This is a genomic window from Natrarchaeobius chitinivorans, from assembly GCF_003841505.1.
GTDB classification, from domain to species: domain Archaea; phylum Halobacteriota; class Halobacteria; order Halobacteriales; family Natrialbaceae; genus Natrarchaeobius; species Natrarchaeobius chitinivorans.
Window position 1 is genome coordinate 1 of sequence record NZ_REGA01000025.1, and the last position, 25,811, is coordinate 25,811.

Annotated in this window: 26 protein-coding genes and 2 pseudogenes; 16 read left to right on the forward strand and 12 right to left on the reverse strand. The window is 62.6% G+C overall.

Annotated features, from left to right (window positions below; all coding sequences use genetic code 11):
• Positions 1–41 precede the first annotated feature (41 nt).
• Positions 42–875, forward strand: a pseudogene (locus EA473_RS19950) (IS110 family transposase).
• 205 nt (positions 876–1,080) lie between these two features.
• Here EA473_RS19950 and EA473_RS19955 read toward each other — a convergent pair.
• Positions 1,081–1,212, reverse strand: a pseudogene (locus tag EA473_RS19955) (IS1595 family transposase); the annotation flags it as partial.
• Positions 1,213–1,434: 222 nt separating this feature from the next.
• On the opposite strand from EA473_RS19955, the gene aglF reads away from it, so the two are divergent.
• A complete protein-coding gene (gene aglF / locus EA473_RS19960) occupies positions 1,435–2,166 on the forward strand; it encodes a UTP--glucose-1-phosphate uridylyltransferase AglF (protein WP_124197386.1) in 732 nt (243 codons plus the stop codon).
• A 1,265-nt stretch (positions 2,167–3,431) separates the two neighbouring features.
• Entirely contained in the window at positions 3,432–4,733 is a 1,302-nt protein-coding gene (gene aglM / locus EA473_RS19970; protein WP_124197388.1) for a UDP-glucose 6-dehydrogenase AglM, read from the forward strand.
• 441 nt (positions 4,734–5,174) lie between these two features.
• Here aglM and EA473_RS19980 read toward each other — a convergent pair whose 3' ends face one another.
• A complete protein-coding gene (locus EA473_RS19980) occupies positions 5,175–5,465 on the reverse strand; it encodes an antitoxin VapB family protein (protein ID WP_124197389.1) in 291 nt (96 codons plus the stop codon).
• Between the two features lie 200 nt (positions 5,466–5,665).
• On the opposite strand from EA473_RS19980, the gene aglJ reads away from it, so the two are divergent.
• Positions 5,666–6,685 carry an S-layer glycoprotein N-glycosyltransferase AglJ gene (gene aglJ, locus EA473_RS19985; protein ID WP_124197390.1) on the forward strand — a complete coding sequence of 340 codons (1,020 nt, stop codon included), beginning with the start codon at positions 5,666–5,668 and terminating at the stop codon, positions 6,683–6,685.
• A 214-nt stretch (positions 6,686–6,899) separates the two neighbouring features.
• Here the strand turns inward: aglJ and EA473_RS19990 are convergent, their stop codons facing one another.
• Positions 6,900–7,229, reverse strand: a complete 330-nt coding sequence (locus EA473_RS19990; RefSeq protein ID WP_124197391.1) for a DUF5789 family protein — start codon at positions 7,227–7,229, stop codon at positions 6,900–6,902.
• 89 nt (positions 7,230–7,318) lie between these two features.
• Between EA473_RS19990 and EA473_RS19995 the strand changes: the two genes are divergently transcribed.
• A complete protein-coding gene (locus EA473_RS19995; protein ID WP_121741256.1) occupies positions 7,319–7,528 on the forward strand; it encodes a ribbon-helix-helix domain-containing protein in 210 nt (69 codons plus the stop codon).
• A gap of 421 nt (positions 7,529–7,949) precedes the next feature.
• Here the strand turns inward: EA473_RS19995 and EA473_RS20000 are convergent, their stop codons facing one another.
• Entirely contained in the window at positions 7,950–8,372 is a 423-nt protein-coding gene (locus tag EA473_RS20000; protein WP_124197392.1) for a hypothetical protein, read from the reverse strand.
• Positions 8,373–8,440: 68 nt separating this feature from the next.
• Complete coding sequence (locus EA473_RS20005) at positions 8,441–9,124, reverse strand: hypothetical protein (RefSeq protein WP_124197393.1); 684 nt, start codon at positions 9,122–9,124, stop codon at positions 8,441–8,443.
• Positions 9,125–9,403: 279 nt separating this feature from the next.
• Between EA473_RS20005 and EA473_RS20010 the strand changes: the two genes are divergently transcribed.
• The 7 genes from EA473_RS20010 to EA473_RS20040 all read left to right on the forward strand — a co-directional run bounded on the left by EA473_RS20010 (position 9,404) and on the right by EA473_RS20040 (position 15,593).
• Positions 9,404–9,646 (forward strand): HalOD1 output domain-containing protein, encoded by a 243-nt coding sequence (locus EA473_RS20010; RefSeq protein ID WP_207890223.1) that lies wholly within the window; start codon positions 9,404–9,406, stop codon positions 9,644–9,646.
• 71 nt (positions 9,647–9,717) lie between these two features.
• Entirely contained in the window at positions 9,718–10,812 is a 1,095-nt protein-coding gene (locus EA473_RS20015; protein WP_124197394.1) for a sensor histidine kinase, read from the forward strand.
• 415 nt (positions 10,813–11,227) lie between these two features.
• Positions 11,228–11,473, forward strand: a complete 246-nt coding sequence (locus EA473_RS20020; protein WP_124197395.1) for a hypothetical protein — start codon at positions 11,228–11,230, stop codon at positions 11,471–11,473.
• 154 nt (positions 11,474–11,627) lie between these two features.
• Positions 11,628–12,005 (forward strand): hypothetical protein, encoded by a 378-nt coding sequence (locus tag EA473_RS20025; protein ID WP_124197396.1) that lies wholly within the window; start codon positions 11,628–11,630, stop codon positions 12,003–12,005.
• A gap of 551 nt (positions 12,006–12,556) precedes the next feature.
• A complete protein-coding gene (locus tag EA473_RS20030; protein WP_124197397.1) occupies positions 12,557–13,102 on the forward strand; it encodes a cytochrome C oxidase subunit II in 546 nt (181 codons plus the stop codon).
• Complete coding sequence (locus EA473_RS20035; RefSeq protein ID WP_124197398.1) at positions 13,103–14,833, forward strand: cytochrome c oxidase subunit I; 1,731 nt, start codon at positions 13,103–13,105, stop codon at positions 14,831–14,833. It abuts the gene before it with no gap.
• 70 nt (positions 14,834–14,903) lie between these two features.
• Entirely contained in the window at positions 14,904–15,593 is a 690-nt protein-coding gene (locus EA473_RS20040) for a hypothetical protein (protein ID WP_124197399.1), read from the forward strand.
• Between the two features lie 385 nt (positions 15,594–15,978).
• Here EA473_RS20040 and EA473_RS20045 read toward each other — a convergent pair whose 3' ends face one another.
• The 6 genes from EA473_RS20045 to EA473_RS20070 all read right to left on the reverse strand — a co-directional run bounded on the left by EA473_RS20045 (position 15,979) and on the right by EA473_RS20070 (position 22,237).
• The gene (locus EA473_RS20045; protein WP_124197400.1) at positions 15,979–16,635 is read right to left on the reverse strand and encodes a cytochrome c biogenesis CcdA family protein; all 657 of its coding nucleotides are present in this window, start codon (positions 16,633–16,635) and stop codon (positions 15,979–15,981) included.
• Positions 16,628–17,155, reverse strand: a complete 528-nt coding sequence (locus tag EA473_RS20050) for a TlpA family protein disulfide reductase (protein ID WP_124197401.1) — start codon at positions 17,153–17,155, stop codon at positions 16,628–16,630. The genes EA473_RS20045 and EA473_RS20050 overlap by 8 nt, the downstream gene beginning before the upstream one ends.
• Positions 17,156–17,158: 3 nt before the next feature.
• Positions 17,159–17,827, reverse strand: coding sequence for an SCO family protein (locus EA473_RS20055; protein ID WP_124197402.1), 669 nt, complete (start codon positions 17,825–17,827; stop codon positions 17,159–17,161).
• A gap of 32 nt (positions 17,828–17,859) precedes the next feature.
• Positions 17,860–18,432: a halocyanin gene (locus tag EA473_RS20060; protein WP_124197403.1), complete on the reverse strand. Its 573-nt coding sequence runs from the start codon at positions 18,430–18,432 to the stop codon at positions 17,860–17,862.
• Between the two features lie 23 nt (positions 18,433–18,455).
• Entirely contained in the window at positions 18,456–19,526 is a 1,071-nt protein-coding gene (gene nirK / locus EA473_RS20065; protein ID WP_243645327.1) for a copper-containing nitrite reductase, read from the reverse strand.
• Positions 19,527–19,783: 257 nt separating this feature from the next.
• A complete protein-coding gene (locus EA473_RS20070; protein ID WP_124197405.1) occupies positions 19,784–22,237 on the reverse strand; it encodes a heavy metal translocating P-type ATPase in 2,454 nt (817 codons plus the stop codon).
• 105 nt (positions 22,238–22,342) lie between these two features.
• Between EA473_RS20070 and EA473_RS20075 the strand changes: the two genes are divergently transcribed.
• The 3 genes from EA473_RS20075 (at position 22,343) to EA473_RS20085 (ending at position 24,099) form a co-directional block, all read left to right on the forward strand.
• Positions 22,343–22,837 (forward strand): hypothetical protein, encoded by a 495-nt coding sequence (locus EA473_RS20075; RefSeq protein ID WP_124197406.1) that lies wholly within the window; start codon positions 22,343–22,345, stop codon positions 22,835–22,837.
• Between the two features lie 122 nt (positions 22,838–22,959).
• Positions 22,960–23,286, forward strand: a complete 327-nt coding sequence (locus tag EA473_RS20080) for a hypothetical protein (protein WP_124197407.1) — start codon at positions 22,960–22,962, stop codon at positions 23,284–23,286.
• A 126-nt stretch (positions 23,287–23,412) separates the two neighbouring features.
• Positions 23,413–24,099 carry a VOC family protein gene (locus tag EA473_RS20085; protein WP_124197436.1) on the forward strand — a complete coding sequence of 229 codons (687 nt, stop codon included), beginning with the start codon at positions 23,413–23,415 and terminating at the stop codon, positions 24,097–24,099.
• 127 nt (positions 24,100–24,226) lie between these two features.
• On the opposite strand, the gene EA473_RS20090 is transcribed toward EA473_RS20085, so the two are convergent.
• Complete coding sequence (locus tag EA473_RS20090) at positions 24,227–24,517, reverse strand: DUF5779 family protein (protein ID WP_124197408.1); 291 nt, start codon at positions 24,515–24,517, stop codon at positions 24,227–24,229.
• 268 nt (positions 24,518–24,785) lie between these two features.
• Between EA473_RS20090 and EA473_RS20095 the strand changes: the two genes are divergently transcribed.
• Complete coding sequence (locus EA473_RS20095; protein ID WP_124197409.1) at positions 24,786–25,379, forward strand: winged helix-turn-helix transcriptional regulator; 594 nt, start codon at positions 24,786–24,788, stop codon at positions 25,377–25,379.
• The last annotated feature ends 432 nt before the right edge of the window (positions 25,380–25,811 follow it).

Genomic DNA, 25,811 nt, shown 5'->3' on the forward strand with positions numbered 1-25,811 from the left:
CGCCCCGCCGGTCTCCTCCCATCACTCGCCCATCTCAGCCCATGCCCATAACTTCCGTCACTCATTACGAGCATCTCGACGTAACACTCGTCAACCCTTCAAAGAACAGGGTCATCGCCGATGCGACGGTCAAGACCGATCGCATCGACGCGAAACGACTCGCACACATGCTTCGGGCGGACATGCTCGCTGAGAGTTACGTCCCGTCGGACGAGATCCGCATGTTGCGGGATCTCGTCCGAACGAGGAAGGCGCTCGTCGAAGAACGGACAGCAGAGAAAAACCGCGTCAGAGCTGTCCTCAAGCGCACCGACAACGCCTACGACAGCGAGTTGTTCGGCCCAACTGGGCGAGAGTTCCTCGCGGAACTCTCGCTCAGTGATGCTGATCGAACGATCGTCGAAGCGTACCTCTCCGTGATCGACGAGTACGACGCACAGATCGAGAAGCTCGAAGCAAAGATCGAGCAGAAGACACTGGAATCGCCAGCAGCCGCTGGGCTGCTGTCGATTCCGGGTGTTGGCCAGTCCACGGCTGCGTTAATCGTTGCAGAAATCGGTGAAATTGATCGGTTTGACCGGCAGGAAGAACTGGTGAGTTACGCTGGACTCGATCCAATGGTTCACCAGTCCGGCGACATGGAAGTCCATGGAAGCATCAGCAAAGAGGGCTCAGCGCCACTGCGCTGGGCCCTCGTCTAATGTGCCCATGTTTCCGTCCGGTACGACGATTACCTCGGCAATTTCTACACACGGTTGAAACGGCGGAAAAACAAGCAGATAGCGATTGTTGCAACAGCTCGGAAGATGCTGGTCTCCATCTTCTACATGCTGAAGCGACAGGAACCGTACGATCCACCGGAGGTGAGTGCCTGAGCGACAGTTGCGTCGCTCAGGCACGGCTTGCTTTCGTCCGCACAGCCACCGCTACCGCAACAGGATTGCCCCCGCCTACCGGATGATTCTTTCTCCAAAATGGCCGCTGTCCGGTGATTTTGTAGTTGCGTTCGGGTGAGCCGGGCGGCTCACCCGAACAACTATTGTCAGTGGTGTGGTATAGCCCGGTGCGGGATTTTCATAGGAGGGTGAGCGACTCCTGCTGGCCGACCGCTAGCAGGAGTCGAATCGTCGATTCGTCGGCGGCTTTCGCTGGGATCACGTAGCGCTGCCCAGTACCACGATCAACGAGGATGAACACAGGCGGCTTGTCACGCTGTCGTGCGATTCACGTCGCGTGTGGACGGGCCAGATTGCTATAGTAGCCACTGAAAGTCATTGCACACCCGATCGCCAGATGAATCGGCGCTCGATGTGTAAATCGTTTCAGTGGCTACTATAGCGCATACCTGCGTCTTCAGGCGCAGGTTGAGCAATAGGCAATGAATAGTCATGTAGCTCACAAAGTATATACAACACCACTCGAGAGTATCCGGGTATGCAAGCAGTCGTCCTGGCCGCAGGCAAGGGCACTCGCCTCCGGCCGCTCACCGAAGACAAGCCGAAGGTCCTCGTGGAAGTCGACGGCAAACCCCTCCTCGAGGACGTCTTCGACAACCTCCTCGAGATCGGCGTCACGGAACTGATCGTCGTCGTGGGCTACCGAAAAGAACAGATCATCGAGCGCTACGGCGACGAGTACGAGGGCGTCCCGATAACGTACACCCACCAGCGCGAACAGCTGGGGCTCGCCCACGCCATCCTCCAGGCGGAGCCACACGTCGACGACGACTTCGTGCTCATGCTGGGCGACAACGTCTTCCGGGGCAACCTCGGGGACGTCGTCAACCGCCAGCGCGAGGACCGCGCCGACGCCGCCTTCCTCGTCGAGGAGGTCCCCATGGAAGAGGCCTCCCGGTACGGCGTTCTCGACACCAACGAGTACGGGGAGATCGTCGAGGTGATGGAAAAGCCCGACGACCCGCCGTCGAACCTGGTCATGACCGGTTTCTACACGTTCACGCCGGCGATCTTCCACGCCTGTCATCTCGTGCAGCCGAGCGATCGCGGCGAGTACGAACTCCCGGACGCGATCGACCTGCTGATCCAGTCCGGGCGGACGATCGACGCGATCCGGATGGATGGCTGGCGCATCGACGTCGGCTACCCGGAGGATCGCGATCGAGCCGCCGAGCGACTCGAGGAGAAAACCCCAACGCCTGCCGAGTAGCACTCTATCAAAGCGTGTCCGTTGATACTGATGTCGTTATCGCTATTTTGAACGCTGACGATCGATTCAGTTCAGTAGTCGATCGTGAATCGATTTCGGCCCAAAAACGGTGTGTCCTGTCGCTCAGCCCCAGTTTCTACCTCGAGTCCCCCTTGTCGAGAACGCTCGCTGAAACCTGACAGCCACAGGGCGAGGCGATGTGGGTCAGTGGCCCGGTACTCGAGACCATGGCTATCGGGGTATTACAGCGGGGACAGCGCGTTGGACCGGGAGGGTCGTCGTCTCCGGTACCGGACGTGGTGTCCGACGATGTTCTGTCGGTCATCGACCCCTCGGGAGGTTCCATAGCGAAAGCTCCTTGAGCGCAAATCGCGTTTGTGGGCGGTTCGACGGTCGTGCGAGACGTTTATGTCTCGTCGTGTATGAGTTGAACATGGCTCCATTGCGACACCGCATTGGAAGCCAGCCTCGGGTGGCTCTAGCACCCGGGGCATTTCCGTACATGCCCCCTGTACCTGTTGGAGTACTGACTTCCATCACTATGTTCGACAGAACGTGACTTATATCTATTGGAAATGGTGTGAATATAGATCGAAACTCGTCTAGTGATTCGGTTACGGTACACGCGCACTGTCCGTAACAGGGTTCCCGTGGCCGGGAGCACGTGCCCGCGCTACGGCGCGGGTCGTGCGACCCGGGGAAGGGCAGGCATGCGGAGGACGCTTTGGTGTCCGTTCCTGGCGGACTGAAAGGGCGAGGGCGTCTCGAGGAACCCCGGCGACGCAAGCACTGCAGGGCGCACAGCGCCCGAAGCGCGCAGCGAGTCGCGGGACTCGAGACGGCCGAGGGCTTTCGACGTCGTTACGGACCGAGTCGCCCGTGGTTACGGACCAAGTCGCCCGTCGCTACGGACCGGGACATGTTCGAGCGCGATCCCCGGTCGTCACGAACGACCGGGACTTCGAACACGTCGACGGATTGCGTGTCGAGCGATACTGAGAGGATCTATCGTAACGATTTGGTGTGGGGCTGCAGACGGTCACGTGCCACCGGAAATGACGTGCAATATAGTAGCCACTGCAAGTCATTGCACACCTGATCGCCGATTCGTCTGGCGATCAGGGTGTAAATCGTTGCAGTTGTTACTATAGGCCGTGTGACATCCATCCATACCCCCCTCACCACCGAACTCGAGGGTTCCCACCCCACCGCATTCGGAACCACAACCCAAAAACGACTAACGTCAGCCCGTCGTTTCAGGTCGTATGCACGTCTCTATCGTCGGCAGCGGCTACGTCGGGACGACCGTCGCCGCCTGCCTCGCGGACCTCGGTCACGACATCGTCAACGTCGAGATCGACGAGGACGTCGTGGACGCGTTGAACGCCGGCGAAGCGCCGATCCACGAGGAGGGTCTCGAGCAACGCATCGCCGACCACGCCGGTTCCCGACTCGAGGCGACGACGGAGTACGCCGACGTCCGCGAGACCGACGTCACGTTCCTCTGTCTCCCGACGCCCCAGGCCGACGACGGCAGCCTCGAGTTAGCGCTCATGCGCGCCGGCGCGGAGATGCTCGGCGAGGCGCTCGCACCGAAGCTCGAGGTCGACGATCACCTCGTGGTCGTCAAGAGCACCGTCCTCCCCGGTACGACGGAGGACGTCGTCGGTCCGATCCTCGAGGCCGAAGCCGGGACCGCCGTCGGCGACGGACTCGAACTCGCGATGAACCCGGAGTTCCTCCGGATGGGGACGGCGGTCGCGGACTTTCTGGAGCCGGAGAAGGTCGTCATCGGCGCGACGAGCGACGACGCCGCGGCGACCCTGCGTGAGCTGTACGCGCCGATCCTCGCCCGTGAAGAGACCGCGCTCGTCGAGACGGGGATCCGCGAGGCGGAGCTGATCAAGTACGCGAACAATGCCTTCCTCGCGTCGAAGGTGTCGCTGGTCAACGAACTGGGCAACGTCGCGCGGGAGTACGGCGCGGACGCCTACGAGGTGCTCGCGGCGGTCGGCCTCGACGACCGGATCTCCGAGCGGTTCATGCGCTCGGGGCTCGGCTGGGGCGGCTCGTGTTTCCCGAAAGACGTCGACGCCCTCCGCGCCGGTGCGCGCGAACAGGGGTACGACCCCGCACTCTTAGACGCCGTCGTCGCCGTCAACGACGCCCAGCCGCGCCGGCTCGTCGGCCTGCTCGCCGACCACGTCGACCTCGAGGCCGCACGAATCGCGGTCCTCGGCCTCTCGTTCAAGCCCGGTACGGACGACGTGCGAAAGTCCCGCGCGCTGGACGTGATCGACGTCCTCCTCGAGCGCGGCGCGCGGCCAGTCGCCTACGACCCGGTCGCGATGGGGAACGTCCGCGAGCGGTACCCCGACCTCGAGATCGAGTACGCCGAGTCGGCCGACGACGCGCTGTCGGGTGCCGACGGGGCGGTCGTCGCCACCGACTGGCCCGAGTTCGACGACCTCTCCTTCGACGGGATGGCGCGGCGCGTCCTCGTCGACGGCCGGCGGATCGACGTCGACCGGGACGCCCTCGAGGTGTACGAAGGGCTGACGTGGTGAGAACGGACCAACAGAACTGATCGACGCACGGACGATCGGGCTTGCGGATACGATTCGACCGGAACGCCGAGCGCCCGGAAGTCGTCTACGTTCGTCGAGACGACGGTCGCGTCGTACTCCGACGCCACGCCGGCAATCATCGCGTCCGCCGTGAGGGCGTTGATTCGATCGCCGTTGACGTCTTCCGCTCGATGAAGCGGAACTTCGATGGCAGCGATTTCCCACGCGGACGAGACCGTGATCGGAACGGTGCGAACCCACTCGAACTGGGACCGGATCTCGTTCGGGTCGAATTCTCCCACAAGCATTCGGCCGACCGCGATCTCTTTGAGATTGAGCGTCGTCGTGATGTACTCGACGTCGTTCGGCTGGGACTCGAGGTACTCGTACACGTCGAAACGCCCTCCTCAGTGGTGAATCAGGAACGTCGTATCGAGGAGTTTACGTCTCGTTCGTGGATTCGTCTTCGCGCTTCGCTTCGGAGTCGAGCGGGTCCGACAATTCCGCTATCGCGTGCTGTTGACGAGTTGCCTGCCCGTGGCTGGCCGCCGACCGCAACGCGATCGTTTCGAACTCGCTTGCCTCCTCGTCGGGAAGCGTTCCGAACGTCGCTTTCCAGTCGGGATTGGATTCGTCGATCAGTCGATCGACGAGGTCGGAAACGCTCTCGTCGCCACGCTTTCGAACGCGTAATCGTTCGTAGACCTCGTCTGTGAGACCGATGGTTTTCATCACTCTCTCATACGGTTTACTGTAAGTCATTGCCGGCGAACCCGCGACCCGGGCGGCGGGTGCGCCGGGACACAGTTACAGTAATCCGTATCAGGTGGTCGTGTACTCAAAAGTAATTTTCCGATCGGACCGAACGAGTGAAATCGAGCGCGTAATCGCGACCAGTATCCTTTTGCAGTCTGACCGACGAGTGGCTGGCGATGGAGAATGTCGAGGCTCGCGCGGATTCGGCTGAACTCGATCGCGGGGAGGTTATCGCCATGAGCGAGGCCACGGCGACGCGCGAGATCACGCCCGACGAAGTCTGCGTTCTCATTCCGACGCTCGAGGAGGGGGCCACGATCGGCGAGGTCATCGACGGGTTCTACGACCACGGCTACACGAACGTCGTCGTCGTCGACGGCGACTCCACAGACGACACGCGCGAGATTGCGAGCGAACGCGGCGCGCAGGTGTTGATCCAGTCCGGCGACGGCAAGGGACAGGCGGTCCGCGAGGCCCTCGAGTACGTCGACGTCCCGTACGTGTTGATGCTCGACGGCGACGGAACGTACGATCCGGCCGACGCCGAGACGATGCTCGAGCCGCTCTCGCGAGGGTACGAACACGTCATCGGCAACCGGTTTGCGGACATGGACGACGACGCGATGCGTGCGCTCAACGGCTTCGGCAACCGGCTGATAAACCGCTCGTTCCGGTTCATCCACGGGGCCGACTACGACGACATCCTTTCGGGCTACCGGGCGTTTACGACCGAGTCGTTCGAACGGCTCTCGCTCGACTCTGACGGCTTTACGATCGAGACCGAAATCGCCGTCGAGTGCGTGAAACACGGGGTCGACACGACGGTCGTCCCGGTCAGTTACAGCGCCCGCCCGGAGGAATCGGAGACGAACCTGCACCCGGTGAAAGACGGCGGGACGATCATCCTGGCGCTGTACTCGCTGGCGAAGACGAACAACCCGCTGTTTTACTTCGGGAGCCTCGGCGTCTCGGGGATCGTCGCCGGCGGCTTCGTCGCGGTGTACGTCCTCTACCAGTGGGTCCAGTACGGCCAGGGCCACGAAATCCTCGCGCTCGTCTCGGCTGCGGCCATCCTGCTGGGTGTCCAGTTGCTCATGTTCGGCGTCCTCTCGGACATGCTCGTCACCTTACACCGCGAACAGCGTCGCCGCTTGGAGCAGATCACCCGGGAGGAGCGCGACCGAAAGGACGATTGAGACGGACTGCTGAAGACGACTGCCGGCCGACGAAAGGCGTACGCGAGTCCGACAGAAACGACTGGACACAGTAGGTACGACCAGAGCAGAGAGCGGCGTCATCCCGGACCGTCGGACGGGCGGCTGCTGGAGGAAAATCGACCCCCGATCGACGCCGGACAGGGACCAACTGGCCACCCCTCGAGCGGGAATCGGTCGGCGACTGGCCCCCGGATCAGAACGGGAGCATCGACCGCATCTGCTGGAAGACGCCGCCGGAGTGTTTCTTTCGATACTCCTCGAACGGGCGGTGGAGTTCGTTCAGCAGTTCCTGGCGGGAGCGAAACTCCTCGGCGTCGACTTCCGCGAGCATCTCCCCGAGTGCCACGTCGCTCCCGTGGACGTTGTACGGAATCCGTTCGTGGCCGAGTTCGGCCGCGACGTCGTCTTTGGTCGCCGGAAAGGAGAGGTCGGCGTCTTTAAGGCGGGCGTCGACCGCGGCGATACCGAACTCGATACTTTCGGGCTCGTCGTCGTCTCCGCTCGATGGTGGCCGGACTCCCATAGGTGACAGTTCGCGTCCCGTTATGAAAACCGCTACGAAGGCGTCTCGGCTGTCGACACGCATTTGGGGGCAGCGACGGAGTAACGAATATGACCGAGTACACCACCGTCTCGATCCCGAAGGATCTCGCCGAGCGCGTCGAAGAAACGATCGAGGGGACGAGCTTCCAGAGTACGAGCGATCTCGTCCGGTTTTTGCTCCGGAGTATCGTCATCCAGCACCAGAAAGAAGGCGAGTTGACCGAAGCGGAGTTCGAAGAGATCACCGAACAGCTCCGGGGACTCGGATACCTCGAGTAGGGAGGTGACCCCGCCTCGCGTAATCGAGACTCACCGCGCCTCGAGCAATCGAAATACTGGTTTCCTCGAGTGGTCGAATTGACTGGCTCTCGAGTGATCGGGATTGCGTCCCCCTCGAGTGAACGAGTGGCGACTCCTCGAGTGATCGAGATGGTGACCCCCTCGATAGCACCCGACCGATGCCGGCCCAACCGTTATCCGAGTCGGAGCACGTAGTTCGACCTGGAGGGCGAGCTCCATGCCACACGTTCCGAACTTCCCATCCGACGATTCGGACGATGGCGAATCGAACCGGCGAGGCATCATCGGTCGGATAATCGACGACGGCGACTGGCCGTCGCCGACCGGCGGCTGATCCGGTGACTGGGCCGCGGATATCCGGCGGGAATTTTTCTTCGACGGACCGTATTTCGACGCGCGATCACTCCGAGAGCGACTGTGCCGGCGGCCGCGCGTCGACGATTTCGAGGGGTTGGCGGTCGCCGGTTCGGTCGAACGCGCCGAAGGAACGCTCGTCGTCGGTCCACGGCGGGACCGCGACGAAGATCACCTGCGCGAGGTCGTCCCGTTTCGTCACCTCGAGTTCGCGGAGAGGGTGAGAGACGAACTGTCCCTGGGCCTGTCGTGCTGGCGTCGAGAGGTCGACGCCGAAGACGGCGTTGACCGAGTTGCCGGGATCGGGGAGAAAGAAGTCGGTGAAGACCGGCGTCTCCGGGGGAACGGCGTCGGCCCCCTCGAGTTCGCCGGCCGGCGTGACCGACACGCCGGTCGTCACGCGATCCGGATCGGCGTCGCTGGCCAGATCGAGCAGGACTTCGACGAGCCCTCGCGTGATGTAAACCATACGTCTCGTAGGGTCCGAGCGTAGTTAGCTGTATGCCCCGCCGGTGCCGGAGTCGTCGGCGAGCACCGTCAGAACGGGAGCGCCGTTCGCACTGCTCCCGCATACAGCAGCGGCGCTCGTCGCCTCGAACCCGCGAGTGCGTCCTCGAGCGCCACGTCGGCGTTCTCGAGGACGCCGGGGCCGTGACCGCCGAGGACTCGTTCCGGAGTGACCCGTCCGAGTTTCTCCTGTGGGGGAATCAGTCTGCGCATCGGGTGAACGCCGAGGCGTTCGTTCCCCGCCAGGAAGTACTCCGCCGTTCCGACCGATTCGGGGACGACGAGCGTTCCGCGTTCCGGATCGAAGAGGATGGCCTCCTGCCAGAAGCGGTTGTCGACGAGTTTGCGCGCCTCGAGGCGGGTATCGGAGAGTTGGTCGGAAAACCGGGCGACCGGCGCGTCGATCTCCTCGGAGACGCCCTCGAACCAGCGAGGAAGATAGACCGGGACCCGGTGGCGGTTCGCGATGGTCTCCGCGTCGCGGCTGTGTCGGTCGAGCAGGACGACGACGCCGGCGACCGGGCCGAACTCGGCCAGCAACTCGTCGAGCCCCTCGGCGTCGACCGGGTCGACGAGCCAGCACTCGCCGTCGACCTCGAGGGCGTGGCTCGCGCGTTGCATACGTTCGTCGGAATGTGCGATCCAGCCGACGCCGCCGTCGAACCGATCGATCTCCTCGAAGTCGGTCGCACGTTCGTCGACGCGAAGCGTCATACCGGTGATACGGTTTCTCCGGGCAAAAGCGTATCACATGTGGCAAGGAACCGCTTCGATGCCCGGTATTCGGCGTTGTTCCCCGGTTCGTCGGAGGGAACCGTCGAACGGTTACGATAATCCCAATCCTGGCCACTGCACGTCGTTGCCCGCCTGATCGTCGGACGGATCGACGGTCAGTCTGTAACTCGTGCAGTTGTTTCACTTTCAAACTCGGTATTTATCCGACCACGACTACTGAAACCGATAATGGCCCCCGGAAATCCGGAACAGCAGTTGGTGGTGGAGTACGAAATTCCAGCGGATGAATCCGTGAGTACGGCGGCGATCGATGCTGTAAGTTCGCTCAAAGAGTGTGAGCCGCGGGAGTTGACTCCGTTATACAGGACGATCGATCCGGAACTGCTGGACGATCTGTGTCAGTCCCGGCAGAACGGGACAGTCAAATTCGTCTACAGCGACTTTCACGTTACTGTCGAGAGGGGCGAGTATCTTCTCCTCCGACCAGCAGATTGCGAGTGATTGTCGCGGACGTGTCGTCGCCTGCGACGGACCGGGACAACCTTTTCCCCGTCAGTCGGCTGAAACCGGATATGAATGGCCGGGAGCCAGAAGCGCTCATTCCAGCGGCCGTGGACACCCTCCCGATCAACTTCGCAATCCTCGATGACGAAGGGACGATCCTGTACACGAATCGCGCATGGCAGGAGTTCGGCGAAGCGAACGATATCGAAATTCGGCCGGATACGATCGGAACCAACTACCTGGCGATCACCGGACAGGCGGAGACGGAGACGGCACAGACGGCTGCCGCTGGGTTGTCGGAGATCCTGGCGGGCGAACGAGAACTCTTCGAGTTCGAATACCCGTGTCACTCCCCCGATAGGAAACGGTGGTTTCTCATGCGCGCAGCGTCGTTCACCGACGACGATCAGCGGTACGTCGCTGTTGCACATTTCGACATCACGGACCGGTACGAGTACCAGCGTCGGTTGGAAGAATCCAACGAGCGACTTCAGCAGTTCGCCTACGTCGCCTCTCACGACCTCCAGGAGCCGTTACGGATGGTCACGAGCTACCTGCAACTGCTCGAGCGTCGGTATCGCGACGAACTGGACGAAGACGCCGAAGCGTTCATCGAGTTCGCAGTTGACGGTGCCGAGCGAATGGAGGCGATGATCGAGGGGTTGCTTACGTACTCCAGGGTCGAAACGCAGGGAACGTCCTTCGGTTCGGTCGACCTTGACGCAGTGTTGGACGACGTCCTGACGGATCTGGCTGTCCGGATCGACGAAACCGGTGCCGATATCACTGCCGAGTCGCTTCCGACCGTCGACGGTGACGCCAGCCAGCTCCGCCAACTCTTCCAGAACCTGCTGGAAAACGCCCTCCAGTACAGCGGTGAGCAGGAACCCCGCATATCGATCTCTGCCACGCGTGACGGGGACGAGTGGATCATTTCGGTCAGTGACGGGGGGATCGGTATCGATCGAGACGATGGAGACCGAATTTTCGAGATATTCCAGCGACTCCACACCCACGAAGAGCACGACGGGACGGGAATCGGCCTCGCACTCTGCCGGCGAGTCGTCGAACGACACGGTGGCGACATCTGGGTCGAGTCCGAACAGAACGGCGGATCGACGTTCTCGTTTCGGCTGCCATCGACCACCGATGACGAGGCGTGATACGGTTTTCTGTACGTCATTGCCGTCGCATCCGCGATCCGGGCGGCGGGTGCGCCGGTAAACAGGTACAGTAATCCGTATGATACGGCGTCTCCCCGACGGTCGATACGGGCATCGCCGCTTCGTCTCGAGAACCGGTCACCTCACTTCCTTCACGAGATACCAGTAATTATATTATCGTTCAGATATACTGTCACGATGGAAGCCGCTCGCCCCAGAACGTGTCCGCGGGGGCATGCGTAGTGAAATGCCCCGGGTGGTGGAGCACCCGAGGCGGGTGGCTTCCAAACACGCGACGTTTGGCTGCCATGCTTTCGTTACTGCCACCGAGACAAAAAGGTCTCGCACGACAGTTTAGTATCGCGCTCGATCAGCCCCCGGTCCCGATTAGCGGCCGGTTCGGGAGGCGGCCCCGATGAGTTCGCGGTCCGACGCCGCCGACGCGGCGAGTTCCGACGGCCCACCCGGCCCCGTCTGCGACCGGTGTGGCGACCCGATCCGGGAGGACCGGGTGTTCCGCCTCTCGAGCGAACCGTGTCCCGCACTCGCCGGGCGGTACGAGGCCGTCACGAAGACGTACTGTCCCGACTGCGTCGCCGGCATCGGGATGCTTGCTCTCTCGGCCGGGCCTCGAGGCTCCGTCATCATCGAGTCGGAGTGACGGGCGCTCGAGGAGCGATTCGGCGGCGCGATACGTGACGGAGAATTGATCCGGGGAGAGCGGCCGATTTCCTCGGAACCGACGTCCATCCAACTGCTCATACGGATTGCTGTACCTGTCTACCTGAGACCGCGGAACGGCACCCGGTCGATCCATGGACAGCAAACTGTATCAGGCACCGCTAGACTACGACGACCTCGTACTGGGTTGTTTCAGGTACGAGTACACGAGGACCAGAAGGTACGCGCCTGCGAGGAAGCTGATTCCCATCGCGAACGGTGAGACGGAACCGTCAGGCGGTGCGACGACGAACAACGCCCACGTCACAGCGAAACCGACGAGCGCCCCAATCAGGACGGCTACTCTCCGCGGAGTGAATCCACCGTCTGACCGCAGCGAAAGCTGTTCGGGCATAGATCCGTATTCGACGAGTAGACGGATGAATCTGGCGGTAATGACGGATTTCTTGCAGGAGTGTACCAGAAGGGACTTCCCGATGGTGGCGGCCGTCCACAGGGAGACGACGACCTGAAAGCACAGTTTCCCGTTACTCGATGCGCCGCTCCCACCATAGTCCGGGTGGCCGACCCCGGATGGCTCGTGGTCCTGACGATGCTCGTCGTCGGTGGCGTCTTCTGCGACGCGTTCGTTTGCCTATATCGCGTACGGACGAGAACAAGGTGAACGTACTGAGACAGAGCGGGGTTGCAGTAACGAGACAGTGGTGAGATGCAGTACCTTCTCGAGGCATTTCCCGGTGTTTTCCAAATTGCGGGCCGAAATTTTCCGACGCAGTTTGTAGTACTCTCCGTATTTATTAAAATAAAATTTTCCCATGGGTAGTTTATTACTATGGGTATGACAAGGATAATAGGGGTCCAACATTGGGAAAAGGTTTAAACCAGCTGGTCATGACATTGGCTATCGTATTCCATGAGCCACGAAGATACCGAGGAGATCCCCGTCATGCAACGAATCTACAACCGAATATGGCTGCTGGCAGTGATTGGGATAATCTTCTTTTTCGTCACGTACGTTGGATGGGGACTGATAGACGTATTCTCGGTGCCTGCGAGGTGATTCATGCCGGGACCATTCGACAAACCCGAAGGCAACTGGTGGGACGAACCAGTCAATCGGCGCGAAGGCATGTGGCTCGGCATCGCGGGCGTCTGGTCGCTGGCCATCTTCGGCTGGATGAGCGGCTTCACCCGCTTCGGTGACCAGAATCCCGTCGGCGAGACGTACGAGGTCGATCCATCCGAGTATCGGGAAACAGTCCAGGCGTACATAGACGAAGCTGACGAGAACGAGGAGGGACACATCATCCCGCCAGGAGACTCGGTCTACATCGGTGCGTTCCGGTTCAACTGGGACGGCCTCCCGGTGGTGCTCGAAGCGGGCCAGGAGTACGACATCCATCTGGGAGCGTACGACGTCCAGCACGGTTTCTCGATTCGTCCGGAACACAGCCTGAGCCAGCAGATCAACCTCCAGATCCTCCCGGACACCGAGTGGGTTATCCCGATGAGCTTCGACGATCCGGGAACCTACCACGTCATCTGCAACGAGTTCTGTGGCCAGGGTCACAACAGCATGCACGGCACCCTCTACGTGGAGGAACCGTAAATGGTCGCGACGCTCTCTCAGCTGTTCGATAACGACTACGACGAGGAGGGGTTCCGGACCTGCTCCGTGACCGGCCTCGAGATTCATCGCACGGCCGAGAACCACGTCAAACTCTTCGGACTGACGGCGGTCGTCGCGATGGTCGTCGGTGGGATCTTCGCCATCACCGTCGCGATGACCCGCTGGGAACTGATCGGATTGATCGGCGAAGCTAACTACTACCGCCATCTCAGCATGCACGCCTGGAACCTCCTCATCTTCTGGCTGGTGTTCATGGAGATCGCCATTCTCTACGTCGGCGGTCCGATGGTACTCGGCCGGCGACTCCCGCTCACGAAGGTCGCCAAAGCCGGCTGGGTCACGATGGTCGCTGGCGCTCTCGGCATCAACTACTTCATCTGGACGGCGTCCGGCGCCGAGGTCGCACCGCTGCTTACGGCCTACGTCCCACTGAACATCCCGACGGGCTTTTTCGCCAGCGCCATCGTCTTCCTGGTCGGGGCGACCATCGCTGCAGTGCCGTTTCTCGCCACCATCTGGAAGGAAAAACGCTGGGGGACGGACGACACGCTTCCGCTCGTGACCTTCGGTGCGTTCATCACGAGCATCATCGCCGTTCAGGCCATTCTCGGCGGGATCGCCGCCTTCAGTTACGGCCTCGTCTGGAAGGTCGGCATCATCGAGACGATAAACAGCGGTGCCTATCGGACGCTCTTCTGGACGATCGGACACGGCTCCCAGCAGATCAACTTGCTGGCGATGATCACGGTGTGGTATTTCCTGACTCACGTCGTCGGCGGCGCCGTGGTCGTCAGCGAGAAAGTCTCGCGGTCGGCGTTCATCCTCTACCTGTTTTTCATCAACCTCGGGGCGGCCCACCACCTGATGGCGGACCCGGCCCTCGGCGTCGGCTGGAAGCTCTTCAACACGTCGTACGCGTTCTACGGTGCCGCGTTCGCGAGCATGATACACGCCTTCGCCATCCCGGCGGGGCTGGAGGCCGGCCGCCGCCAGCGCGGTCTTGGTGGCGGCCTGTTCGGCTGGCTCACCTCCGCTCCCTGGCGCAATCCCGTCTTCTCCGCGACGATTTTCAGCATCATCCTGTTCGGATTCGTCGGCGGCATCACCGGCGTCCTGATGGGCCAACTCCAGCTCAACATCACCTGGCACAACACCTTCGCGACGGTCGGACACTTCCACGCCACCGTCGCGGTGGGGACGACGCTCGCCTTCATGGGGCTGGTCTTTTTCGTCATCCAGACGATGTTCCGGCGCGATTTCGTCTCCGGAACGCTCGCGTCGCTGGTACCGTACTTCTACGCCGGGGCGATGGGTATCGCGACGCTTGCCATGATCTACCTCGGCATCCTCTACGGCGTGCCGCGACGCACCTCGAGCGTCGTCCGGAACATCCCCGGTGCCGATTTCAGCATCTCCGCGGCCGCACCGCTCATGTCACTGTTCGGCGTCTTCGCCGTGCTGGCGATACTCGCCGGAGTCCTCTTTCTTCTCGTGGCGCTCGGGTCGCTGTTGTTCGGCGCTCGGCTCGAGAGAGGAGACGACGCCGGTTTACGCCCCGACGGGGGGCTGACACCGGACGGTGGAAAGCCGGTCCACGCCGTCGATATGCGCGGAACCTTCGCGATGTGTCTGATCTTCATGGCGACGTTCGTCGTCCTCTACGTGCTCAACTGGTTCCTCCTCGTCCAGTTGTGGTCTATCGGCGCCTGATCTCCCACCGCGTTCACCGTGCGACGGTTTTCGGTAAACGGTTTCATGGCAGCGTCAAAATACACTCAAAATGGCTGATCGCCGAACTTCGCCGTCGCTCAGACGGTATCCCGAGCGAATGTGGCGCGACCTGTTGAGCGTCTACTACGCCAACACGCCGGTCTGGCGGTGGCTAAAAAGCGCTGCACTGATCTTTCTCGGCTTTTTCGCCTGGACGAGCGGTGCCGTCGTGTTGTCCGTCAGGCCCGAATGGGGATTTCTCACGTACGTGATGGCGTACGGCTTCCTGTTGCTCCTCTGGGGACCGTTTACTCACTTCGTCGTCGTTCCCGTCTCGATACGGCTCCGACGGACCGCCGAACACCCGACCGTTCGAGCGGTGAACCGCCACTCGGGCAAGATCAACCTCTCGATCTTCTTCGCGCTCGTACTCCTCTTCGGCACGTTCACGCCGGGAATCATGATGTTCGAGTTCTCCCCGGCCCTCGGAGACGGAGATGGGGATCGGTCGGAGGTTCGTGGGACCCTGGACTGTGACGTCGACGACGATCTCGTCACCTGTCACGTCGAGGGTGCCCAGGGAATCGACCGCGTCGTCGCGACCTCCGGCGACGCGACCGTCGCAACCGCTGACGAGCCGCCGTTCGAGTTCGAGGTACACGTAGACGACCTTCAGGAGACCAGGACGGGCCACGAACTCGTCGTCGACTATCAGGACGAAGACGGGGAGACGCTTCGTCGTCAGATCAGAACGTTCTGAGGACGCGACTCGAGCGGTTCATCGGACTGCATCGTCGACTATTCCACTGTCAACCTCCTGGACAGCTGATTCGACCGAAACGAGGTCGGATTCCTCTCACGGCTAACGCCGTGGGCTTCCTCCTTGCATCTCTGTGAAACGCCTCGTGGTGCGTCGGTATCGTGAAAGGTAGTCCGATAGCACTGGGTGGCGAGGCATGTGTCGGCACCGCAGAGGGATTATCGTAGAAGTCCCGCCGGCGGATCGAAACACGGTGTCGGCAGATGAGCGACGAACCGTTCGGTTGGCTACGATACTCCCTCTCATACGGTTTACTGTAAGTCATTGCCGGCGCACCCGCGACCCGGGCGGCGGGTGCGCCGGTAAACAGTTACAGTAATCCGTATCAGAATGCGATCAGCAACTGGCCGACGCCTGCGACGACGAGGACGACTCCAGCGGCCGTGTGGATGAGCCGTCGGCGGTGCCCGATCCGGTCGAGAAGCCCACGCTGTCCAACCGCGATGGCAACCGTCGCGCCCACCAGAAGCAGACCGAACCCGGTGGCGTACGCCGTGATGACCACCAGGACGTGGCCCGGTGGGAAGGTCAACGCTCGTACGATGATGGCGAGGACCAGCGGAAGGACACACCCTGCGGCAGCAATTGCGTACCCGCTACCGAATGCCACGAATCCTGCGACTGATTCGCTGCGTTCCGGGAGTGGGAGGTGCAGTGTGGGGCCCAGACCGAGGACAACAGCCACACCGAACCCGATGAGGGCAACGCCAACGAGCGGCTCGATGACCGAAACGAACGGTGTTATCGACTCTCCGACGACCAGAACGAGCACTGCAAGCCCGGCGAAGACGAGCCCCGCCCCCAGGGCCGCCGCAACTCCTCGCACGAGCGCCCCGGTAATCGGCGGGTCATCGCCATCGGTGGCCGTGACGTAGTAGCCGACATATCCGGGGAGCAACGCGTTCGAGCACGGCGAGAAGAACGTGGCTATGCCCGCGCCGAACGCGATGCCCGTGGCCCCAACGATCTCGGAGCTAAGCATCGTGACCGCCTGCTTCCTCGAGAGTCGTCACGATCGTATCGGCAGCGTGTGCGCCCGTTCCGGACCACGTAATGTGGTTGTTCTCGTCGAGGACGACTGCTGTGGGTATCGTCTGTGCGTCGAGTGCCTGCGTCAGCGTGAGGTCGTCGTCGGTCGCTACCGGCCAGCGCCCATCGTGATCGCGCCACCAGTCACGGATGTCCGCCTCGGAGACCGCGTGTCCGACCGGTTGATTGGTCACCGAGACGAACTGCACGTCGTTGCCGACGCGGTCGTACGCCTCGCCGAGTGCGGGCATCGCTTGCGCGCAGACGCTACACCACGTAGCGAAGAACTCGAGGAACGTGACGCGACCGCGTTCGGGAACCGTGATCGGGGAGCCGGGGCTCCCCGGGGCCTCGACGGTGTTCAGGCGCCGTGGCTCCACGTCGCCCGACGGATCACCGCCGCGTAGTAGCCAGACGCCGCCACCGACGGTTCCAAGACCAGCGAATCCGGCCAGCAGTTCGCGTCGGTTCATGGGTCAGGTGTCCACGAGTGATTCGACGTCCTCCAGCACGTCGGCGGGTTGTGGTGGCCCGCTCTCGTAGCTTCGCTCGACGATGCCGTTCTCGTTTACCAACAGGATGAGGCCGTTGTGAATATACGGCATCCCCGAGTCCTCTCCCTCTTCTTCGTATTCGTAGGCCTCGCCGTACGTGTCCTCGACGACGCGCCGCGCGCGCTCGGGCGTCTCGGGTCGAAGTAGAGAGACGTTCTCGAGGTCGTAGTCGAACCCCTGCCCATCTCCCCACTCGCGTAACACGTCGGGGGTGTCGGATTCCGGGTCGAACGTGATGGCCGCGAGGTTGATGTCGTCGGTGAACCCGTCTCGGGCGCCACGGGCCTGGGCGTGGACCAGAAGCGATGCCAGCCCGACACAGACACCTGCACAGCGTGTGTACAGGAACGTGAGCAACAGGTGGCGGCCGTCGGCGAGGTCGGCGACGGACACCTCCGCTTCGTCGCGCAACACGTCTGGCAGTGTCGCGTCGGGTAGCTCCTCGCCGTATATCGGATACGAGAGGTCAGCCTCGCGGAGCGCGTCGTAGTTTTCGGGTGGCGAGAGGTGTGTGTTCGGTGGCCTGCGGTCGCCGCTGGTCAGGCACCCTGCCGTCGGCAACAGCGCCGCGGCTCCAGCGACACGCAACACGTCACGACGTTGTAGGGGTGGGGAAAGGGGTGTCATTGGTCTCCGGGGGGTTCCTCGGTGAGGATTTCGCGTGTCTGTTCGTTCAGGTCGGCTATTCGGCTCCGGGCGACGTTCGGGAGTTCCTCCTGTGGTTCCCGCAGCGCAGGCTCGGTCTCGGGGTCGTAGTCGGGCCAGCCAACGATGATGCGGCCGACGCTCCCAACTACCTCGTGGGCGATGCAGACGGCCGTCGTATCGACGTAATCGTAGACGCCCTCGGCTTCGAACGTGCGCTCGTACGTCGATCCGACCGCTGTGAGTTCGGGGCTGGCCCACGACTCCGCCGTTTCGGGGATGCGGAGAGGGCCGTGCGTGTCCGGGTGGTACGCCGTGGCATCGTGGTCGCCCGAATGGAGTTTCCACTCGACGGTACCGCCAACCGCGATGTGAACCAGTCGTGGTTCGAACTGTGGCTGCGGTTGTGACATCATCTCGACGGTGACCTGCATCGGCAACCCGCCGTCATCTCCGCTCTCAGTGGCCAGACAGCCAGCGAGCGTGCCCGCGCCACAGCAGGCGCTCGCGGCCAGCAGCCTCCGTCGTGATAGTGTGATTGGGACGACCATAGTGTGAATGGGCCGCGGGGCAGTTATTCGCCGCTCGCGTCGTAGATATCGGGGTTTTCCTCCCCTTCGACGTCGATGACCGCGAGGGCTCCCTTGCGGCCGGCGCGGGAGAGCGCGTGGTCGACGACCTTCACGGGTCCGGGAACTTTCATCTCCATTTCGCCCATGGTGACCGTCCCGGGTGCGACGGGCGTCGTTTCGACGTTTCGTGCGGGGTCGCTCAGGAGGTCGCCATCGCGGTAGAGGCGACTAAAGACGTTCCCGATGGGGTGGACGGCACTGGTGAGGTTAGGACCGCCACTAGCGAAGTACAGGCGAACCGTCTCGCCCACTTCGGCGTGCATCGGCCCCTGGGTACCGTCTTCGGTGAATCCGTACGCTTCGCCGTTGAAGAGGACGTACGTTGGGTCCTCCGCGGCTCCGGCGTCGAAGTCGTACGAGTGGTGTCCTTCTTCCCCGGTGTCGCCATCCGTGTAGAGTTCGTGCTGGCCGAGGTAGAGTTCGCGGTCGACCTCGGGGAGTCCGTCTCTGGGTTCGACGAGGATGGCTCCGAACATGCCCGCACTGATGTGGTGGTCCATGTTGGGGACGGCACAGTGGTAGATGTGGACGCCCGCGTAGTCCATCGTGGCGGAGATGGTCGCTTCCTCGTCGCCCGGAGCGAGCGTCGTGTGTTCGGCTCCGCCGCCCGGCCCGTACACGGCGTGGAAGTCGATGTTGTGTGGGTGCATGTTCGACTCCTCGGGCACGCGAAACGTCAGGTTGAGCGTGTCGCCTTCGCGGACCCGAATCATCGGTCCGGGGACTTGCCCCTCGAACGTCATGAAGTGGAACGTGGCGCCCGGCTCGATTTCAGCGACGTGTTCGCTGCATTCGACGGTGAGGTCGTGGGTGCGGGGTTCGTCCCAGTCGACCGGTGGGGGGACGTCTGTGGGGTCGCCACCGATAGTGTCCACGTCGACGGGTTCAGCAGCGGGGAGACCCTCGTCGTCGCTGCCGTCGTCGGACGGCTTCGTGTCCTCGTCAGTAGGGTTGTCAGTAGCCATACAGCCTGCAACCGCGGCGGTACCACTAGCGGCGAGTACCTGCAGCATGCGTCGTCGGTGGAGAGTGGGTGATTGGGACATCGTCGTTCACACCTAACAGTAGGAGTACGAGGATCATATATGGGCCAAGAGATTCCTGGATACCAAGAATCGTTGACAATCTACCCGCGATATCGTGGGTCTATTTATACCCCGGGTGGCACTGCAGTGAACTGGTCGGACAGAAGAGAGCCCAATGGGCGGAAAATACCGGCTTCGCCGGGACAACCCTGGCAGTGCTACGACCGAATGTCAGACTCTCGAGATCACCGGATCACGGTCCGCCGTGAGTTAGAGACCACGATGATACTGCTGGCAGCCATCGCCAGCGCGGCGAAGAAGGGATTGATGAGGCCGACGACGGCGAGCGGGACCGCGACGGCGTTGTAGAGAAACGCCCAGCAGATGTTCTCCCGAATCCGCCGACGCGTCCCCGTCGCGAGGGCGAAGACGTCCTCGAGCGCCGTGAGGTCGCTGTCGGTGACCACGACGTCGGCGGCGTCGGCGGCGCGAGCGGTCCCGTCGCCCATCGCGATCCCCAGGTCGGCCGCCGCCAGCGCCGGTGCGTCGTTGGTACCGTCGCCGACCATCACCGTCGTCCCGGTCGCGACGAAACGGCGAACGGTCTCGAGCTTTCCGTCCGGCGGGACGCCGGCGAACACGCGGTCGACGGCCTGGTGGTCCCGGAATCGCTCTGCGCTCGCTCCGTCGTCCCCGGTGAGGACGACCACTTCACAGTCGCTGACCGTCTCGATCGCGGATTCCCACTCGGCTCGCTCCCGGTCCTGTATCGTGACGACGCCCCGGGCCCGGCCGTCCCAGCCCACAACGACCGGTAACCCGCCCTGGCGATCGACCGCGGCGACGTGAGCGGCGAGGTTCTGGGGGATGGCCCCCACTTCCCGCTCCACCAGGTCCGGCGTCCCGACGACGACCCGCCGCGAACCGATCGTCGCTGAGACACCCTCGCCGGGGTGGCGGCTGAACTCCTCTGCATCGGGCAGTTTACGTTCGGCGGCGGTGTCGTCTCGAAATTCGGGTTCGACGTCCGGGACGCCGCCGTCAGTGGTTATTCTCGAGCGGTCACCGGTCGAGTCGGTGAGAGTCGCCTCCAGAATCGACTCGGCAACGGGGTGACTGGCGAACCGCTCGACTGCAGCCGCCATCCGTAACGTCTCGTCCGATCCGGCGACGTCGGTCACGTGCATCGTCCCCGTCGTCAGCGTCCCGGTCTTGTCGAAGACGACGACGTCGGCGTCGGGTGCGGTCTCGAAGACCGACTCGTTCGTGACGACGACGCCTCGCTCGAGTGCGTCGCGCAACCCGGCGGAGATCGCAAGCGGCGTCGCCAGACCCATCGCACACGGACACGAGACGACCAGGACCGTCAGGCCGGCCAGCAAGGCGGCGGCGACGGTGCCGCCGGTCAGGAGCTGCCAGAGCGCGACGCTCGTCCCGAGGACGAGTACCAGCGGGACGAAAACCGTCGCGAGTGCGTCCGCCAGTCGCTGGGCTGCCGGCGACCGACTCTGGATCTCCCACAGCGCCGACGCGATCCGGTCGACGGTGCTCTCCGCCTCGGGGCCGACCTCGACGACGAGGGCGTCGTCGGCGACGACCGATCCGCCAACGACCTCGTCACCCGGTTCTTTCGTTACCGGCAGCGACTCGCCGGTCAAGACAGACTCGTCGACGTCCGCAACTCCCTCGACGACGGTGCCGTCCACGGGAACGCGTTCTCCGGGTGCGACGACGAGTCGATCACCCGGCTCGACCGAACCGACGGAGACGGTTTCCCTGCCGTCGGCGGTGAGTCGTGTGGCGTCGCTGACGCGGGCGGTCGTCAGCGTCGAGATGGCGTCCGTCGCTCGTCGTCGAATTCGATCCTCGTAGTATCGGCCGACCGTGACGACCATGATCACCGCGACGCTGACGTCGTAATACAGGTGCGTGCTGCCAGTCGTCATCGCGACCGTACTGTACGCGTACGCCGACAGTGCTGCAACCGATACAAGCAGGTCCATGTTCGGCTGTCTCGTCGTAATGCTCACCCAGGCGCCTCGGAGTACGGGAAAGCCGGTATAGAAGAGCACGACGGACGTGAACAGACCGATGAACACCATCGGGAGGTAGAGCGTGAGGGGAGTCGCGGCGTCGGTAAAGAGCAGCCCCATCTCCATACCGAGGTAGCTGGGATAGAGAAAGAAGAAGTACCACGGCATCACGAGCATCGAGAAGAACCCGCCGACGATCAGCCGCTGGATGGTGTCACGTTGGCGCTCTCTGGCGGCATCGTCGACGCTTGGATCTCCAGCGTCGTCACGAAACTGGACCGTGTAGCCGTGTCCTGACAGTACCTCCGGGAGCTCGGCTTCGGACACCGCGTCCGGGTCGTAGACGACCCGGGCCATCCCCATCGCGTAGTTGGCGTCCACTACGTAAATGCCGTCAATATCGTCGGCACACAGCCTGAGAAACGCCTCGCAAGTCGTACAGTGCATTCCGCTCACGGCGAGATACGTCTCGAGGGCGTCGTCCGGAGCGTCCCCGTCGTCGGAGTTTTGCTCGAGTGAGTCCACTGACGACGCTGCGGGTCCATCGACCTGGTCGAGTCTCGCTGCGACCGTACAGCATCCCCGACAGCAAAAGCACCCATCGACATCGTCGTCCGTGACGGGCGGATCGGGCGTGGGGAGGTCACAGAGATCGCAAGAACCCATTCGTTTCGCTCATTCACGCGGAGCGTCGAAAGACTTGCGCCGGTACAGATCGCCCACCGCCTTAAACACCGAACCGACTTTGACAGTGGGCCGATATCAGTCGCCATGGTCGCGGACGTCACCGAGATCTCGAGATCTCTCGACGAGCACCACACTCGGTTCTTACGGGTTTGTGCCGGCGGGCTCGCGGTCCTCGTTGCCTGGCTCCACCTCTTGCATCCGGAGTACGGGTACGAACACCTACTCCGCTACATCGAATACGGAACCGTGTACGATCCGCGTCCGCCACTGTTCGTCGGTTCCGGACTGGCGATCTTCGCTGGCATCGTTCTGGCCTTCAAGGGTGTCGGGAAACGGCGGGTTTACCTACTGGGAATCGCGCTGATGGGAGTGTATCTGCTCGGATACGTTGCCTGGCACACCGTCCTCGATCACGGCGCGTTTTGGCCGCACATCGATCCACACCATCACGACGACGTGGGACTCGTCGAATCGATGGTCGCCCACCTTCAGGCCGATACCATCGCGATGGTTAGCAAGACGGCGGAAACCGTATTGCTATTTCTCTTGGCGGTACTCTACGGCACCGATGTCGAGTAACCCGTCAGCGACAGTCGCCACTGTCCGTCACTGAACACCCGATCGCCAGACGGTAGCACGGTTCGAGTGACTCGAATCGACGACAACTATTTGACCATCCTGGGCGTGGCTCCAGACACGAAATGATCGAACCGGGCCGCATCGTTACGGGGCTGTCCCAGGGGCGCGTCGCCGAGATGGATCTCGGCAAAGAACCGACCCGTGAAGACATTCGAGAGGAAGTACTGCAATTCAAACAACAGGGGCTGTGCGGGCGACGGATCGCCGAACAGTACATCGTCCCGTATTTCATCGCGCATAGTGACTACGGCGATCGGGAGATCGATATCCTCGACGACGTCCTCGCGGAGGAATACCGGGATCTGGACCTCTGCGTCGATGGGCGAAGCGCAGAATGTAGTCGCTTCCGCGGCGGTTGCAAGGAGTATCGGTCCAACTCGAAGAACTGACCGGCGTTCGTCCCTCCTCGAGTGCGATAGTAGCCAAATTCTGGCAGCTCTCGGATATATCGATGGCTGTTTCGGTAACTCGTTTCCGGCCGACAGTATATGGTTCTCCCGCGTGTACACGAGCGCATGCTCACCGGACTCTCCTGGCTCGCCCTCGAGGTAAAGTATCTCGAGCGGGCGCGGGAATTCTACGGCGAGACGCTGTCGATGGAACTCCGGTCGCACGGGGAGCGGGAACTCGTCTTCGCGGCCGGCGAGACGGATTTCGTCTGCCGACGGCCGTCCGAATTTCCCCGCGGCGGCGTGCACACCCACTACGCGTTCTCGATTCCGGCCGCGGAGTACGACGACTGGTGGGCCCGTCTGGGCGAGGAGTACGACCTCGAGGAGGCACAGTTCGGCTCCGCGAAGTCGCTGTACCTCTACGATCCGGACGGTCACTGCGTCGAACTGGGCCAGCGCGACGTCGAGGGGCCGGGGATCGACGGAATCTTCGAGGTCGTCCTCGAGGTCGAGGATCTCGAGCGATCCGAGGCGTTCTACGCGAGCCTGGGGTTCGAGAAAGTCGACGCCGGCAACGGCCGCGAGCGGGTGCGGATGACCGGTCCGATGGACCTCGAACTCTGGGAGCCACACCTCGGGATCGCCGACGCCCGCGGCGGCGTCCACGTCGATCTGGGGTTCGAAACGAGCGAGCCGACCGCGGCGCTCGAGGCGGTCTCTGACGACGTCCGGCGCGTCGATCACGTCGCCGACGAGCGGGTCGTCGTCCGCGACCCGGACGGACACTTCCTGACGTTTACGACGAACTGACGGGTTCCAATAGACGGCGTCGATCCGGTCGTCACGTCCGTGCCCTCGTTTTTCGACCGCTCGGTCGCTGCGTTCGTTCGGTCGCTGCGTTCGTTCGGTCGCTGCGTTTGCGGAACGTCTCGAGGAGCTACAGCCGATCCGTATCGACGTCGACCCCCGGCGGGGCCACGATCAGGAACCCGCGGAAGTGGACGAGGTTTCCGCCCGACTCGCGGACGTCGCGGGCGAAGCCACTGGCCAGGTCGTTGACGTCGCCTTCGACGCACAGCAACAGGACGTTTCCTTTCGAGATGGTCTCGAGCCACTCTTCGGCGGAGGTCGTGCCGTCGAGAACGCCGAGGACGATGCTTCCCTCGAGGTCGAGTTCCTCGTCGATGTGTTCCTCGACCGTCCGGAGGTCGAGGTCGAAATCGCTCATACTGGCTGGCTCGAACCGCGGCGGCAAAAACGTTCCTCTGTTTCGACTGGACCCCGAGTCGCTCCGCCAGCTGACTCGAGCGGTTCGCAGCCGTTCAGTTGGCCGTCTCGACCCTGTTCTGTTTCGACTCGAGCCTTCGTCGTCGGCGGTTTCGGTCGACTCGAGGTTGCACTCGCCCGCCCGACTCGACCTGTCGAGGGGCGGTGAGAAGCCGGCCGCGAATTGATCGACGGGTACACTCTTACGCGACCCGGCCCAATCGACGGCTATGCGCGATCTCGACGATACCGACCTCGAGATCCTCGAGTTGCTCACCGAGGACGCCCGGCGTCCGTACAAGGAGATCGCCGATAACGTCGGCCTGACGCCGCCGGCGGTCTCCGACCGTATCTCCCGGCTCGAGGAACAGGGGATCATCCAGGGATTCACGATCGACGTCGATCGAGAGAAACTTCGGGGCAACACGCCCGTTCTCGTCGAACTCGAGCCGGTTCCGACGGCCGTCGACGACGTCTACGCGGCCGTCGCCGAACTCGAGGAGATCGAGGCGCTCTTCGAGGGCGTCGACGGTCGTATCGTCGTCCACGCAATGCTCCCCGATACGTACGTCCGTTCGTGGCTCGAGTCCGGACTCGACCTCGAGACCGTTCGGGGGTACGAGGTGACCGTCCTCGCCCGATCTGACCGGGCCGTGGGCGTCTCGGCGACGGACTTCGCGCTCGAGTGTGTCGTCTGCGGGAAGACCGTCAGCGGCGACGGCGTCACGACGACGGTCGGCGGCGAGACCAAGACGTTCTGCTGTCCGTCCTGTGAGGACCGGTACGTCAGCCGGTACGAATCCCATCGGGATGCCCTCGAGTGAACGCGAGTGAATGGGACGGTCCGACCGAGCGGCGAACGGAACGGATCGGTCGAGCGGCAAACAACATTGATCGACCGATCATCGAAACACGATTGTCCACTGAATACCCTCATAATCTCACGATCGAAGATTCCATTGGCGGCAGCGGGATCCGGAGTGACTGGGTGTTCAGTTCGGGGTGCGCGCTGGCGCGCCCGACCGAATTTCACCGGTCGATCGGCCAAATATGTGTGTCGACCCCCCTCGTCGTCGGTCGACGGTGGTCGCCCACCAGTACAGTACTAGCACGTAAGTCAAATATTAGGCCGTTGGTGTCTGGCGTTTTTTCGGTTTTCGAGGGATCGTGTGTTGTGGTGACAGTCAGCCACCCGGTCGAAACAGCGTCACCTTTATATATGTCGTCGAACCTCGAATCGGATACAATGTCTTCAC